Source organism: Mycoplasmoides fastidiosum, assembly GCF_024498275.1.
In the GTDB taxonomy this organism is placed as follows: domain Bacteria; phylum Bacillota_I; class Bacilli_A; order Mycoplasmatales; family Mycoplasmoidaceae; genus Mycoplasma_N; species Mycoplasma_N fastidiosum.
The window spans coordinates 523,935-540,073 of sequence record NZ_CP101809.1; the positions used below are offsets into that span (position 1 = coordinate 523,935).

Annotated in this window: 13 protein-coding genes; all 13 read right to left on the bottom strand. The window is 33.9% G+C overall.

Annotated features, from left to right (window positions below):
- Positions 1-2: 2 nt before the first annotated feature.
- The gene (locus tag NPA10_RS01595; protein ID WP_256547794.1) at positions 3-971 is read right to left on the bottom strand and encodes an RluA family pseudouridine synthase; all 969 of its coding nucleotides are present in this window, start codon (positions 969-971) and stop codon (positions 3-5) included.
- Positions 964-2,547, bottom strand: coding sequence for a methionine--tRNA ligase (gene metG, locus NPA10_RS01600; protein ID WP_256547795.1), 1,584 nt, complete (start codon positions 2,545-2,547; stop codon positions 964-966). The genes NPA10_RS01595 and metG overlap by 8 nt, the downstream gene beginning before the upstream one ends.
- 24 nt (positions 2,548-2,571) lie before the next feature.
- A complete protein-coding gene (locus NPA10_RS01605; protein WP_256547796.1) occupies positions 2,572-3,930 on the bottom strand; it encodes a CNNM domain-containing protein in 1,359 nt (452 codons plus the stop codon).
- Positions 3,931-3,945: 15 nt separating this feature from the next.
- Positions 3,946-4,698 carry a tRNA pseudouridine(38-40) synthase TruA gene (truA, locus tag NPA10_RS01610; protein WP_256547797.1) on the bottom strand — a complete coding sequence of 251 codons (753 nt, stop codon included), beginning with the start codon at positions 4,696-4,698 and terminating at the stop codon, positions 3,946-3,948.
- Positions 4,699-4,711: 13 nt separating this feature from the next.
- On the bottom strand, positions 4,712-5,881 hold the full coding sequence (locus tag NPA10_RS01615) for an energy-coupling factor transporter transmembrane component T family protein (protein ID WP_256547798.1): 1,170 nt from the start codon (positions 5,879-5,881) through the stop codon (positions 4,712-4,714).
- Positions 5,882-5,885: 4 nt separating this feature from the next.
- Complete coding sequence (locus NPA10_RS01620; RefSeq protein WP_256547799.1) at positions 5,886-6,965, bottom strand: ATP-binding cassette domain-containing protein; 1,080 nt, start codon at positions 6,963-6,965, stop codon at positions 5,886-5,888.
- 1 nt (position 6,966) lies between these two features.
- Complete coding sequence (locus tag NPA10_RS01625; protein WP_256547800.1) at positions 6,967-7,821, bottom strand: ATP-binding cassette domain-containing protein; 855 nt, start codon at positions 7,819-7,821, stop codon at positions 6,967-6,969.
- A gap of 166 nt (positions 7,822-7,987) precedes the next feature.
- Complete coding sequence (locus NPA10_RS01630; RefSeq protein WP_256547801.1) at positions 7,988-8,836, bottom strand: hypothetical protein; 849 nt, start codon at positions 8,834-8,836, stop codon at positions 7,988-7,990.
- A 5-nt stretch (positions 8,837-8,841) separates the two neighbouring features.
- Positions 8,842-10,326, bottom strand: coding sequence for a lysine--tRNA ligase (gene lysS / locus NPA10_RS01635; protein ID WP_256547802.1), 1,485 nt, complete (start codon positions 10,324-10,326; stop codon positions 8,842-8,844).
- 6 nt (positions 10,327-10,332) lie between these two features.
- Positions 10,333-10,983 carry a toprim domain-containing protein gene (locus NPA10_RS01640; RefSeq protein ID WP_256547803.1) on the bottom strand — a complete coding sequence of 217 codons (651 nt, stop codon included), beginning with the start codon at positions 10,981-10,983 and terminating at the stop codon, positions 10,333-10,335.
- A gap of 3 nt (positions 10,984-10,986) precedes the next feature.
- Positions 10,987-11,292: a YbaB/EbfC family nucleoid-associated protein gene (locus tag NPA10_RS01645; RefSeq protein ID WP_256547804.1), complete on the bottom strand. Its 306-nt coding sequence runs from the start codon at positions 11,290-11,292 to the stop codon at positions 10,987-10,989.
- A gap of 33 nt (positions 11,293-11,325) precedes the next feature.
- Positions 11,326-13,272 (bottom strand): DNA polymerase III subunit gamma/tau, encoded by a 1,947-nt coding sequence (gene dnaX / locus NPA10_RS01650; RefSeq protein WP_256547805.1) that lies wholly within the window; start codon positions 13,270-13,272, stop codon positions 11,326-11,328.
- A gap of 2 nt (positions 13,273-13,274) precedes the next feature.
- Positions 13,275-16,118: an excinuclease ABC subunit UvrA gene (uvrA, locus tag NPA10_RS01655; protein ID WP_256547860.1), complete on the bottom strand. Its 2,844-nt coding sequence runs from the start codon at positions 16,116-16,118 to the stop codon at positions 13,275-13,277.
- Positions 16,119-16,139 lie beyond the last annotated feature (21 nt).

Genomic DNA, 16,139 nt, shown 5'->3' on the forward strand with positions numbered 1-16,139 from the left:
GCTTAAAGAATGTATTTTGGATTAGTAAACCAGTGATCGAAAAGTTGAAATCGCTTTTTCAATCCTTGTAATTCTTTGGTTCATTCAGTTGGCTGAAATACTAATCCTGAAGCAACTAAAGCTTGGGTTGGGAATAGTTTATTTTGGGGATGCATCCCGTATTTGCGGTCGCCACAAATTGGGTAATGCAGATGGCTTAATTGTACCCGAATTTGGTGGGTTCGTCCCGTTTTTAAAGTGACTTGAACTAAAGATTGTTGTGACCAAACTTGTTCTAGTTGCAACAAACTACTAGCTAATTTAGCACCAGGATGTTGTGCATGAACAACAAACGAACGGTTTTTAGTAGCATCTTTAAATAAATAATGTTGTAACTCCTGTTTGTCTGGACTCACTTGACCCCAAACTAAACAATGATAACTTTTTATAATTTGTTGGTTTTTTAATAGGCTGACTAATTGGTGATAAGCTTGATAAGTTTTAGCACCAATTAATAATCCCGTAGTGTTCATATCCAAACGATGAATAAAAACCGGTTTAAATTTTTGGGTTGTTGCGTCAAAATTTAAGTGATTCAACAACCGGTTGTTCATGGTGTCATATTTTTTGTGTAAACTTGGTTGAACCGGAACTTTAGCTGGTTTGTTGACAATAATCACATACTCGTCTTCATAGACCACATTTAAGGGAGGAAGTTTTTGCAGTTGTTTATGATTGAAAACTTGTTCTTGATTGGGTTGAACATTAACAGCCCCATAATAACTAATCACATCACCTGCTTGTAAATGATAGTTTGCTCTGGTACGTTTGTGGTTAACTAACACAGTTTTTTTGTTAATTAGCTTATACAAAAAAACTTTGGATCACTGGGGTTGTAGTAGTCGGAAAATTTTATCTAACCGATAGCCAGCAAAATCTGCTTGAACCGTGTGATGAATTTTTTGTAATTTTTTGGTTGTTGAATTATTCATTATCAACCAGTTTTTCGAAATAATCTAATTCTAAGCGTTGGTATAAAATAGCCGATACTTCATGATTAATTGCCAAATTAATTCAACTTTGATGATCTAATAATCATTGGTAAGTTAAATCAATTCCAGCTAAGCCTAATATGGTTTTTGCTTGTTGGAAACTGTCTTTTAAAACTGGTTGGTAAACAAAACAACTAATGACTGCTAATTTGTATAAAACAAACAATAACTGTTGAACTGGAGTGTGCTCATTATTTTTTCATAATTCCCAAGGTTTTAAAATTTCAATAATTTTACTACTCTCCACAATCAATTGGTTCATGCGCTCTAAAATTACTTTAGGATTATCAGCTTCCACTAAACTAGGAAATGTGGTTAAAAAAGCTTGTAAATTTTGTTCAATGGTTTGTAAGGGACTACTTAATTGTTCCAAACTAAAATGAAGAACTTGACCATTGGTATATTTTTTTAACATCCCCACTAGTCGTGAAATTAAATTGCCATAAGTATTAACAATATTAGTGTTGTAATTGGCAATTAGTTCGTGGTAGCTAAAATTATTATCACGTTCTAAACTAAAGGATAATAAGAAATAACGAATCCCATCATGCGGGAAATGCTGGGCTAGAAAAAACGGATCAATAACGTTTTTTAATGATTTAGACATTTTGGTGTTATTCATTAAAATTCAACCGTGTGAAATCAGTTTATCAAATAACCGTAAATCTAAACTCTTCAGAATGATAGGTCAGTAAATGGCATGAAACCGGGAAATTTCTTTAGCCGTAATATGAATGATTTTAGTGGTTGGATCATTCCAGTATTTTTGGAATAATTGATCATCTTCGGTTAAATAACCTAAAGCACTAATGTAATTACAAAGCGCATCAATCCAAACATAAATAACATGATCAGGATGGGATAAAATCGGAATTCCCCACTGAAATTTAGTACGGGAAACTGATAAATCTTCTAAATCATTATCAATAAAGTTATTTAATAACTCGTGCTTCCGGTTAGCTGGAAATAAAAAATCATGAGTTTGATAATAAGTTTTTAACCAATTTTGGAACTGGCTAATTTTATAAAAAAGTGATGGTTCATTTTGTTCAATTAACTGGTGACCAAAGACACAATATCATTGACCATCAATTTCCTGGGCTTTATCTAAAGTATAGTTTTCTTCACAAGAAATACAATATCATCCGGTTCAAGTTCCCGCATAAATTAAATCTAAATCTTCAAGTTTTTGAAAGATTTTTTGTACAGTTTGTTGGTGTTGTGGATCAGTGGTTCGAATGAATTGGTTGTAGTTAATGTTCATTTTTTTTCAAAGATCTTGAAAAATTTCGACATACTGGGAAATGTAAGTTAACGGATCCAGTTGGGCTTGTTTAGCGGCTTGTTCAATTTTTTGACCGTGTTCATCAGTTCCTGTCAAGAAGTAAGCATCATAGCCAATTAGTTGGTAATAATCTTTTAGTGCATCAGCTAAATAAGTGGTGTACAAATGGCCAATATGGGGTTGAGCTGAAGGGTAGTAAATGGGAGTGGTAATATAAACTTTTTTAGACATGGTCAACAAATAAAACTTGGAATATTAATTAGTGATTTTGCGGGTTTGTTTTTTTAATCAGAAATCTTTAAGCGAAAACTTCATTTTCTCGTCATGATTTTCCACGATTTCATCTACAGTCACAAAATAGCGGTATTTACGGGAATCAAGTCCTTGACTGACTTTTAAGCTCACGTTTTGGTTTTTATAAACTTGTTCGAGTTTTAAGTGGGGGGTTTTGAAATACTGAATGAAAAATTCCCGAGCGCGCATTTTGGGGGGAATAAAAAAAGTGATTGAATTAGCTAAATTTAGTTTTTTGACAATATTGACAGCTAAAGCGCGCTGTTCAATGATTCAGTCAATATCATTAATTGGCCGAATATCATCAGAATCATCGTTCTCATCATAAATTTCACCCACTAATTCTTCTAAGATATCTTCAATTGAGATCACCCCGATCATTTCTTTGGAATCTTTGTTATTGGTCACCACTGCAATGTGGTTGTGAAAATGTTGCATTGTGCGTAAAGCATCATCTAGTTTCATGTTGGCTGGTAAATAAAGGGCTTCAGTAATCGCATCATCAATTTTAATATCGGTTTCAGGTTTAATTTGACCCTGCGGATCAATCATTAAATCAAGCAATAATTTGTAATTTAACGTGCCATAAACTTCCCCGTTTTTTTGCAAAATCACAATTCGGGTGTATTTGTATTCGTTATAAATTTTTAATAAATCAGTAAGCGAATTATCACGATAACCAAAAACAGTGTTATTCGACATGAAAGCACTGACTACTTTATCATTGAGTTCTAAAGCTGAAGAAACTAGTTCGGCTTCGTGATGATCAATCACTTTTTCATCATAAGCGACATCGGTTAAATTATCAATCATTTCTCGGGAAATTTCTTCTTTATTGTTGTTATTTTTAAATAACAACCCAAATCAATAAGTAATTGGAAAGAAAATAATTCATAACACAAACGAAGGATAACTGGTTCAAATCACAAAACTAATGCCGTGGCGTTTAACTAAATTTTTGGGCACAAAATCCCCAAACAAAACCAGTAAGATCGTAATTAAAATTAATGAAATCAATCCAGCAACGGTTTCACCAGCCATGGGGGTTAATCACACAACCGTAAAAGTAGCAGCTCCAACTGCTAAAACATTGTTCACCAGCAAGGACATGGCCACAGTGATCGAGTATTTTTTCAGTAACAAGTTAGCAATTTTGATTGAGACTTTTAAACGTTTATCTTCAAAATTTTTTAAATACAAGCGTCATGAAACTTCACTAATACTAGTGTAAGAAGTTTCTAAAGCTGAAACAAAACCACTCCCAATTAAGAAAAGAATAATCACAATAACATAAACAAAGATCGATATACCAGTTGACATTTTGAACCGATTTTATTAATAATAAATTTTTTTTAAGTATAAACCTGATCCAGGCATTTTATAAATCGCACTTCCTTTTTGGGGTTGTATTAGTTTTGCCTGGACGCTACTTAAATGGATTTTGTTGGTGGCATACATGAATGCTGAACCAACTAACATGCGCACCATATAACGCATAAACCCGTTGCCATTAATGGAAATAATGATTTGGGTTTTAGTTGTTTTGACTTTAATCCAATTAATTGTGCGGATCGTGGATGTTTGGTTGGGACTGGTCGTAAACGAATAAAAATCATGCGTGCCAACAAACAAGTCTAAACATCTTTGTAATTTTAATACATCAATAGGACCATCATACAAATATGTGAGATGAACTTTGGTTAGATCAAATTGCTTTTGAATGATGTATTGGTAGGTTTTAGAACGAACCGATTTTTGGGCGTGAAAACTATTATCAACTAAATTAACTCGCAAAATGTGGATATCAGGCGCGGTTTTTTGTAAAAATTGGTAAATATTAACCGGACTAATCGGTGTTGGTCCCTTAACGCGAAATGAACAAACCTGGTGATAAGCATGGACTAAAGCATCGGTTCGCCCTGAAGCTAACAGTTTAATGTCTTGTTGAAACAAAAATGATAAACGGGTTTGTAATTCGGCTTGAACGGTCCGAAGGGGTTGGGGTTGGATTGCATACCCAGCAAATAAAGCGCCATGATAAGCCAAATCAATTCGAAAAGTGGTTCAAGTTTGCTTAACAGCAGTCATGATGCACCAAACACTAAATTCCTAAAACAATTAAGTAATTTGCTAAACCTAAAGGTCCAAACACAAACGAATTAGAAGTTAGATGATAAGCAATTGTCATGAAAATCACAAATAACCCAAACATGATCAATTCCCCAGAGTGCAGCGAAAAAGTGCGGAATTGGGAACGCTTGTACCGTGGATTATAAGAACGTGCGGTCATGGCATTAGCTAAATCATCAGCTTTAATAAACGCAATTGTGAACAACGGGACAATTAAAGAAACAATGGAAGAAATTTTTTCGAAAAATTTACCGTTACGAAAATCAATGCCCCGACTCGCCTGAGCATTCATAATGCGGAATGATTCGCTAATTAAAGAGGGAATAAACCGTAAAGCAACAGAAATAATCATTGCTAATTCGTTAACAGGAAACCGAATTAATTTTAATGGTCGTAATAAATTTTCAAATGCATAAGTTAATTCAATCGTGGAAGTGGCAAAAGTTAAAATTGTTGAAGCAATCACGATCATCAAAATTTTATTAGAAACATAAAACGCAGAAATTCAGGCAAATTGACTTAATCCATATGGTTTCATGAAATAACCAATTGCGTGAACTAGCTGGGTGTGATTGGTTTCAGTTGCTGCAGTGGCAGATTCCACCCGATCAATAATACTGATTTTCAAATCTTCCACACTAAACCCGGGATGAGAATTATAAAAATTATTTTGGATTGCTCACTGATTAATATAATCCCGTACAACAGTAAAAATGTTTTGGCTTGGATCAGGGGTAATATTAAAAATTAAAGCGAAGTTCGGATTTTGGTGATCAGTGACAATTGCCCCCCCATACAAATCACCAGCCCATGCATAGTTGTGCGGAATTTCGATTTTAGTTGGCAAAACTTTAGCTGTAGCTAGTTCTTCAGCCGTAATTACTAAGGGATTTTTTTGGCCCACAAAATTAATGATGCCCAAAATAATGAACGTGACTAAATAAATTAACATTAAATGGCGGAAAGTTTTAAAGGATAGTTTAGCCGCAAAAAAAGCCCCAATTGATAAAATCATCAAAATGATTTGAATTAAAAAATCAGTTTTTAAAAAAATCAAAACAGCAATTAATAAAAAGATGATGACTTTAATAATGGGATTAAGTTTATGAATGATTGAATTATTGTGAACGTAATTATTCATGACTTTAATCCTTTGCTAAAAATATTTGGGCAACATGTTGGGCTAATTCAGTTACCGTACGGGGCTGTAGATTTCAAAGTTGGCAAAATTGCTGATCTTTTTTTACAAACTGATTAATTGAAGTAATGATTCGGGGCAAAGCAATGTTCAGTTTATCCAATAACTGGTAATTTTGAAAAAATTCAAAAGTGGGGGCTTCATGAACAATTTCTCCCTTATCCAATAAAATAACATGATCCGCAATTTCTAGGACATGATCCATATTATGACTAATCACAATTAAAGTTCTGCCATCTTGTTTCAGATTAGCAATCATTTCAATGGTTTTCTTTTCAGAATAAGGATCTAAACCTACAGTTGGTTCATCAAAAATGATGATGCGCGGATCAATCGCTAAAATCCCAGCTAAAGCAACTTTACGCTTTTGGCCTCCGGATAAATTAAACGGATTAGAATTAAAAAAGTTTTCGCCAATCCCCATATCTAATAATGCGGTTGCTGAGCGAGCTAAAATTTCATCCTTTGGAATGCCTAAAATTTTGGGTCCAAATGACACATCTTTTAACACAGTTTCTTTAAATAATTGGTTTTCAGGACTTTGCATTACACTACCAATGTTTAACCGAATTTTTTTATAATTACGAATCTTTTTTTGGTAGAAAAGAATTTTGTTTTCGTTAGTTAAATAAACATTGCCATAAGCACTTTTTAACAACCCGTTAAAGTGATTTGCTAAAGTCGTTTTCCCTGAACCTGAATTCCCAATAATGCAATAAATTTTATTTTTTTTAAAAGTAAAATTGATGTTTTTTAAAACTTGAAATTCACGGAGGTGAAAGTCGGTGTAATAAGCATTTAAATCTTGCACTACAATTGCATCATCATCACTAATGCGAAAATTTTTAGTGAATTCAATTGCGGCTTTTCGGGCGGAGCGGTAAGTAGAAGTGAAATAAATTAAATATGATCATTTGAATCGATTAAACAAATGACGTAATAATGATTCGGCTTGTTCTTTGTGGGATGTTTGTAAATACTGAATTTGTTCGGTTTTAATTGCAAAAAACTTTTTTGTTGGGGTCATTTTAAGCTCGTTTCATGGAAGCAATTAATTCGGTTAAATCAGTTGTATAAGCAGTTTTAACGCCTTGTTTAGCTAGTTCATGATTCAAACCAATTGTAAAGGGTAAATCCAAATTAGCACTTAATAAGAATTCGGGATTTTTAAATAATTGCTCAGGAGGCATGATCGCAATTAATTCGCCGTTTTTTAACACGATTGCTTCATCACAATTAATGACCTCTTCCATATCGTGGGTAATCGAAATCACGGTTTTTTTGTATTCCCGACTTAGTGTGGCCATTAATAATTTGATTTCTTCTTTAGAAAAAGTATCTAACATTGAAGTTGCTTCATCAAAAATCACAATGTCAGGGTTAATGGCTAAAATTGAAGCAATTGCTACTTTTTGTTTTTGACCACCTGATAATTCAGTAGCATTTTTATGCAAGAGATCTTCAATGTTCATGAATTCAGAAATGAGCCGAATAATTTCTACGATCACATCCCGAGGCACTTTGCGGTTTTCTAATCCGAAAGCAATATCATCTTCAGCACTTAAACCAATGAATTGGTTATCGGGGTTTTGAAAGATTAACCCCATGTAATTCAAAATCTCTTTTAAAGTTGCAACACTTAAAATTTGGTTGGAAATTTTCACGGTTCCAGTTCAAGGTTTTAATAACCCCATTAAAATTTTAGAAAGGGTTGATTTACCAGAACCATTATGCCCAATTAAACAAACATATTTACCTTTGGTAATGGTGAAGTTAATCGCTTTTACAGTTGGTTTGTTTTCAATATAACCAAAATTAATGTCGGATAATTGCACAGCAACATCATCATTTTCGGCTGAATTATCAGAAGTGATTTGCTCCATTAAGACCTCGAACTCACTGTTTGATGGGGGGAAATTTATTTGTTAGTTTTAGTTAGAATCAGGGATGAAAAAAGTAACTAAAAACTTTAATAATGAATTATAGCACAAAAAAGATTATGCAAAAAAACATGAACCTTACTTTGTAAGGTTCATGTTTTAAATTGGTTTATTGGACGTGTAAAAAATTAAGTTCTTCAATTTTTTTCAGTTGGGAATAAATCATTAAAAAGGCTTCAAAATTAAAACCCAAAGATAAAAATTGGTGTTCATGATTTTGTTGATCTTCAGACCAATAACCATACATTAACGGAACATACTGGTGTTTAGTTTCTTTTAAAAAAACTGTATAGAAATTAGATGGAGTTGCTAAATGATTAGGGTTATAAAATGTTTGGTTTAGTTTTCCCACATCATAAACTAAAAAGAGTTTTTTCTCAGTTTCCATTTTGCGAACTTCATCATGAAAATACTGGTAATGGATGGCATCTTCTTTCCGGAATTTAAAATGTTCTAAATAAGTTTGGTAAAACTTCGTTCATAAACTATTTTTAATGGTGTAATCATTTTGTACAAAAATCATGAACAATTCCCAAAAATCATTCATGAATCGTAATAGATCATCTAAATCATGACGAAATTCATCGCGTTTAATTTTAGTTAAAAACCATTGGTTAATTAACAAGTCATTACTAAGATCAGCATCCTTATTAATTTTTTTAATAAACGAAAAAACCCCAAAGGGAAATTCGTTAAAAAGCCGAATGAAAAAAGTGTGCAAATAATGATTGTAATCATGGATCATTTGCATTTGCTGTCCAGTGGTTAAATTAGAAAAATAAATTTCTTTTAAAATGTTTTCATACTCATTGCGATCAGCTAATTTAATTGCTGGTTGTTGAATTTGAAAAAGCTTTTTTTCTTTAACAAAAAAGTTTGTAAAAAACGAAAGCAATAACCCATATTCTTTCATAATGGCTAATAAATCACTTTGGGTCATTTTCAAATTCGTATTCATAGAATTTATTTATTTTCCTTTTTTAAATGGGGGAAGAAAATAACATTTTTAATGGTATCTTGCTGGGTGAAAATCATTACTAACCGATCAACCCCCACTCCTAACCCGCCTGTAGGTACTAAACCATATTCTAAAGCATCAATGAACTCATGATCAATTTCATTAGCTTCATCATTCCCTAATGAAGCTTCTTGTAATTGGGCTTCAAACCGGTTTAATTGGTCAATGGGATCGTTCAATTCAGCAAACCCATTAGCAATTTCTTTTTTACCAATAAACAATTCAAACCGCAAAGTGAAATCAGGATGGTGCGGATCTGCTTTAGCTAAAGGAGAAACATCTTTATGATGACCATAAACAAAAGTTGGTTGAATTAAATCAGCTTCACACAAGTGTTCGAATAATAAAGTAAAAATGTGTCCCACGGTTTTTTGGTGCGGTTTTAAACTAATTTGGTATTGATCAGCTAATTTTAAAGCCTGGTCTAAATTGACTGTTTCGTGGTAAAAATCAATCCCAGTTTTAGCTTTCACTAATTCAGCCATACTAACACGTTGGAATGGTGGGGTTAAATCAATATCAACTTGGTTTCAGTGTACTTGATGGATTTGGGTTTTGGCACTAATGTATTTTACTAAAGCTTCGCACCGGTTGATCGTTTGTTCCATGCCTTCAAAAGCAGTGTACATTTCTAAACTGGTATACTCAGGATTATGTGTTGCATCCATCCCTTCATTACGAAAACACCGTCCGATTTCAAAAACTTTATCAAACCCCGCTACTACCATTTTTTTCAGGGGTAGTTCTAAAGCAATGCGTAAATAAAAATCTTGATCTAAAGTGTTGTGTTTAGTAATAAAAGGTCGAGCAGCTGCACCGCCTAAAGTGGGATTTAAAAACGGAGTTTCTACTTCTAAATAACCATCTTGGACTAAAAATTCTCGCATGTAATTAATCACTTGTGAACGCATTTTAAAAGTGGCTAAAATTTCATCATTAACAATTGCGTCTAAATAACGTTTGCGCAATCGTAATTCAGGATCTTTTAAACCATGGTGTTTTTCAGGTAAAGGATGCAAACATTTGGCAATAATTTGAAAGTTCTGGACATTCAAAGTTAGTTCGCCTAACTTTGTGAAAAATAAATTTCCTTCCACCCATAACAAATCACCAATATCAACATATTTTTTTAATTGATCTAAAATAAGGGGATCTAAATGTTTTTTGTTGAAATAAATTTGTAATTTCGCATTCTCTTTTTTTAGCACTAAAAAAGTTTGACGAATTGCCATAACCCGTCCGGTTAAAGTTCATGGTGTGGTTTGAATTAGCAATTCTTCAGCTGCAGCTTGGCTAAATTGTTGGGTTAGTGAAGCGATATTTGTGTTTGTTGTAATCGTTTCAATTAAGTAGGGATTAAGGTTGTGATTAATTAATTCATTTAATTTTTCACGACGAATTTTTTCTTGATCACTATAGATTCTGGTCATAATTTCTTAATGTTGGAAAGGATCCTTTTTTTCTGCAATCCGAATTTCTTGCTTGTGGGTTAATGATTGTTCTAAAGAAATATCATCAACATAATTAATTTGCGAATTATAAGGCAACCCAAACCCCAACCGAAAGATTTTAATTTGGGGATCAATTCCACAAATTAATTCGGCTAATTTTTTTGCGGTAAACTGTCCATCAGTAGTTGGGTTGGTGGCAATAATAATTTCAGTTGTTGCTTTATCAGGCATTTGTTTTAACCAGTGAATTAAACGATCTAAATCCAAAGTGGTTAAATTTTGGTTATTTTTTAATGATAACTCACCATTAAAAACATAATAAAGTCCATCATAAATTTTGGCATTTTCAATTTTAAACGCTTCAAATAGCGAAGGAACTAAACAAATTTTTTGGTGGTTCCGTTGGGGGTTAATGCAGTGTTGGCACAAATCTGAATCAGACTGATCAACTAAAAAATTACATTGATTACAAAACTGGGATTTAGTTTGTAGATCATAAATGCTTTTAACTAATAAATCAATGTTGATTGGATCTTGGTACAGTAAGTGAAACGCAATTTTTTCTGCTCCTCTAGTACTAATTCCGGGGAGTTTTTTCAGATTATCAATGAGTTGATCTAATTTTTTGGTATACACAGGTTAGAACAAATTATTTTTAGGCATTAATTCTTCTTCGATATGTTTACGCGCTTCAGAAATGCTTCTTACTACTGTATTAACCGCATCAGTCACAATTTCTTCTAGCATTTCTTTATCTTCTAATAAAGCGGGGTTAATTTCGATTTTATTAATTTCTAAATTACCCTTAATTTCAATTTTGACATGATCTGCGCCAAAAGTTTGTTCATAAACTTGGGATTCAAATTTAGTCAGTTCTTCTTCCAAACGTTTTTGGGTTTTTTTAGCTTCATCAATCAAACGTTTGAGTACACGTGGGTCTTTCATGGTTGTATCTTCTTGATTTTTTCTGGTTTAATTTTATTCAGTTTTTAGCTTAATTTCACTTAAAAAACTATCCAAAGTTTTCTGGGGGGCATCGGGTTGATAAACTGGCACAGGAATAGTGGATTTAAGTTTACGCATTTTGGTTCAATCATTTAATTTGGGAAAGTGAACACTAATTCAGTAGGCTTGGGTGTTAAAAAAATTATTCAAAATGGTTAAGTATTGTTCGGTTTTAGCCTGTTTATTAAATTTGCGTGAACTGATCAGATTATCAAAACATAATAAAATTCCGGTTGGTGCTGCTAGAATTGCAAATTTATTTTTGACTAATTCACTGAAACTATTTTTTAACCAAACTAAATCACCATCTACTTCAGCAGTTGTTAATAATTCATTAGTTTTTGCAATTAATTGGGTTGATAAATTTTTATCTAAATTATTCAAAGTTCACAAAATTAAATTTTCTTCACTGCGAAAATCAACCGGTTCATTAGCAAAATCAAAGACCTCAACTGGAGCGGGTAACGGATCGGGTTTGATGGTTTGGGTTGGTACGGTATTTTTAAGTGATTCAAAAATTTCGGGTTTATTGACAAATAAAGTTTTAGTTTTGAATGTGTCAGGATTAAGTTGATATGGGGAGAGTGATTGAGTTGGTTCGATTCCCGCAGTTTCTTCATAACTTGGTTGTACTGGTGAAAAATCAGGTTCTGCAAGCGGGGGTAATTCTGCTGGTGGTTTAGTGGTTGATTGGGTTTGTTGCTGTCGAAAATTAGCTTGAGCAAACGGATCAGTTGCTGAATTGGTGGAAACAGGTTGATTTAATTTCGGAGATGAGTTCACTGTTGGGTTAATGGGTTGAATGGGCGAATAATTAGGTTGTGCAATTGGGACTTTATTAAAACTATTAAACAATTTTAATAACGCAATTTTAATCGTTAAAAAATTATTTTTATCGCGCCGTAATTGTTGCTCAGCGTGTTCTAAAATTTCAATTCAATCAGCTAACGGAACATGTGTAAATTTCAAACTTTGTAATTCAGCTAAACTTAATTGGGTTAAATAAGAACTTTGGTTTGTGGTGGCATAAACCCATAAATCAACTAGTAAAGCATTGATTTCGTGAAGGAAACTGTGCAGCTGATAGCCCTCATGATGCAATTGTTCAATTAATGTTAATGTTTGGTTTAAATCAGCAGCAAATAAATGTTTTAAGATCTTAATTTTAGTTGCTTGATCAACTAAAAATAATGCTTCTTCAACTTTTTTTAAACTAATATTGTGATTGCTAAAAATAATAATTTGACTTAACAAGCTTAAACAATCACGTAGTGAACCATCAGCTAACTGGGCTAACTTAGCTGCAGCAGCCGGTTCAATCGCGCATTTTTCACGTTCACACACTTGATTAATTTGTTGAACTAACAAGGGTTGATCCATTAAAAAGAAATAGTGTTTCATGCACCGCGATTGAATTGTGGGAATGATTTTATTGAACTCGGTGGTTGAGAAAATAAACATCACATGTTGGGGTGGTTCTTCAACAATTTTTAATAAAGCATTTCAAGCATTAGTAGTTAACATGTGGGCTTCATCGATGATGAAGACTTTAATTTTTAAATCAGCGGGTAAATAATAAGCATTATCGACTAACTGCCGAATTGCTTCAACCCCGTTATTCGAAGCACCATCTAATTCAATTAAATCATTAGTTTGGTTTTCATCAATTTTGCCACAATTAACACACTTGTTACAAATGTCATTTCTAAAGTTTAAACAATTAACGGCTTTGGCAAAAATCCGGGCACACGAAGTTTTCCCAGTTCCCCGGGGACCAGAAAAAATATGGGCCCGATCAACTTTATGAGATTTAATTGCGTTCACAAGAATTTCTTTAATAATATCTTGACCAACTAAATCCTTAAAGGCTTGGGGGCGGTATTTATTGTATAAACTGGTAGTTTGATTAACTGGTTTCATTGTTATTTATCAAGGTTTAAATATGGAGCCAAATATTTTGCGGTATGGGTTGGATTAGCAGTGGTACAAATTTGTTCGGGGGTGCCAGTGGCTAAAACTTGCCCGCCTAATTTACCACCTTCAGGACCTAAATCAATGATGTGATCAGCCATTTTAATTAGTTCTAGATTATGTTCAATCACAATCACTGTATCACCCCGATCAACAATGCGGTTCAAAATGTCAATTAGATAACCAATGTTATGAACGTGTAAACCCGTAGTTGGTTCATCTAAAACAAACAAGGCATTACCTTGGGATTTTTTTTGTAAAAACTTAGCTAATTTAATCCGTTGGGCTTCTCCACCAGACAAACTGCTAGCAGTCGCGCCTAGTTTTAAATAATCAATTCCCACATCACACATGAGTTGAAGTTTATCACGAATAGTGGGGATGTTTTTAAAGAGCTCTAAAGCTTCAATGGCGGTCATGTCTAAAACATCATAAATTGATTTATCATGGTATTTAATGTCCAAAGTTTCCTGGTTGTATTTTTTGCCATTACATGCTTCACAAGTGACATAAACTGGAGCCAGAAAATACATTTCAATTTTACGCACTCCTTCACCCTCACAAGTTTCACACCGTCCTCCCCGAACATTAAAAGAGAACCGACCCTTTAAGTAATTACGGGCTTTTGATTCGGGTAATAAAGCAAACAAATCCCGGATGTCATCAAATAAACCAATGTAAGTAGCGGGATTAGAACGCGAAGTACGACTAATTGGACTAGTTGAAACCCGAATAATTTTTTCAATGTTTTGGTGACCATTTAAACTTTCGTATGGCATTGGGGTTTCAAACCGGTTAAACAATTCCTTACTAATGCCTTTAACTAGCGTTTCATTAATTAAAGTTGATTTGCCACTTCCAGACGGACCAGTCACCACAATTAATTTGCCTAAGGGAAAATCAACATTGACATTTTTTAAATTATTCCCTTTAGCTCCGCGTAATTTAATCACTTGTCCATTCCCAATTCTACGGCGCGGGGGCAAGTAGAGTTGTCTTTTTTTGGATAAATATTGACCAGTTAACGAATTGGGATTTTCCATAACTTCACCAGGAGTACCCGCAGCGGTTACTTCACCCCCAAAAATCCCGGCTTTAGGACCGATGTCAATTAAGTAATCAGATTCTAACATCGTTTCCTCATCATGTTCCACAACTAAAACGGTGTTACCTAAATCGCGCATTTTCTTCAAAGCATTAATTAACCGTGAATTATCACGTTGGTGCAAACCAATCGAAGGCTCGTCTAGAACATATAACACACCAGTTAGCGATGATCCAATTTGTGAGGCCAACCGAATTCGTTGTAATTCTCCTCCTGATAAGCTTGAAGCATTTCGGGATAAGGTTAAATATCCCAAACCAACATCAATTAAAAAACTTAATCGATCCACAATTTCTTTTAAAGCTAGTTTCCCAATTGCTCGTTGCTCTTCAGTTAGTTTTAGGTTTAATAAAAAATTGATGGTGTTTTCAATTTCCATGTCACTAACATCCATGATGTTTTTCTCATTCAATAAAAAACTTAAGGATTGTTTGGATAGTTTATGACCCTTACAAGCTTTACACTTGTATTCAGACATGTATTTAATGTAATTATCCCGACTAGCATCAGATTGGGTTTCTAAGTGGCGGCGTTTAATCAACGCCCCAACCCCTTCAACATAATCAAAAGAATTCTGGGTCCGGTTACCTGAAGAAACTAATTTAACTTGAATTGGTTCTTCTGATCCGTACATGATTCATTCGATTTCTTGATCACTTAATTGGTTCACAGGTTTGAAAACATCAATCTTGTAGTGTTTTAGCAAGTGCTCAAACCGTTGTCAATCAAGCGATTGGGTATTGACGGTGTTTTTAAAAAAATCAATCCCCCCATCAAAAATTGATAAATCAGAATGTAAGAAAATTTTTTCGGGATCAGGTTCAAAAGTTACCCCTAACCCATCACATTCCTTACAAGCTCCAACTGGAGAATTAAACGAAAACAACCGGGGTTCTAATTGGGGGATGGAAAACCCACAAACTTTACAAGCGTGTTTTTGTGAAAAATCCATGCTTTGGTGTTGTTCAGAATCAGGCAGAATGTAATGAACATTGACTAAACCATTAGTTTCATTAGTTGCAATTTCAACCGAAGCATAAACCCGGGATTCAATTTCGCGGGTTTTTTGTAAAACAATTCGGTCAATGATAATGTCAATGTTGTGGGCTTTGTTGCGATCTAATTTGATCTCATCATCTAAAGTTAAAGCTAAGCCGTCAACCATCAATCGTAAATAACCCTGGTTTTTAAATTTTTGAAACCGGTTTTTAAAAGTCCCTTTCTCCTGACGGGCTACAGGAGCTAAAATTTGTAATTTAGTTCCTGCGGGTAAATTGGTAATTTGTTCAGCAATTTTAGCAATGGTCATTGCTTCAATTGGTCCGTGTCCGTTGGGACAAGTTGGAGTGGCAATCCGGGCAAACAATAATCGCAAATAATCAAACACTTCAGTGACGGTTCCAACGGTGGACCGGGGATTGTGACTAGTATTTTTTTGGTTAACCGAAATCGCTGGTGAAAGTCCATCAATGGAATCAACATCGGGTTTTTCAAAATTATTGCTAGCTAAAAAATGACGGGCATAAGCTGATAATGAATTTAAAAAACGGCGTTGGCCTTCAGCATAAACCGTATCAAATGCCAATGAGGATTTACCGCTTCCAGATAAACCAGTAATAACAACTAACTGGTTTTTAGGAATATTTAAATCAATGTTTTTTAAATTATGTTCCCGCGCCCCTTTAATCATGATGTGGGATAGGGGAGTAAT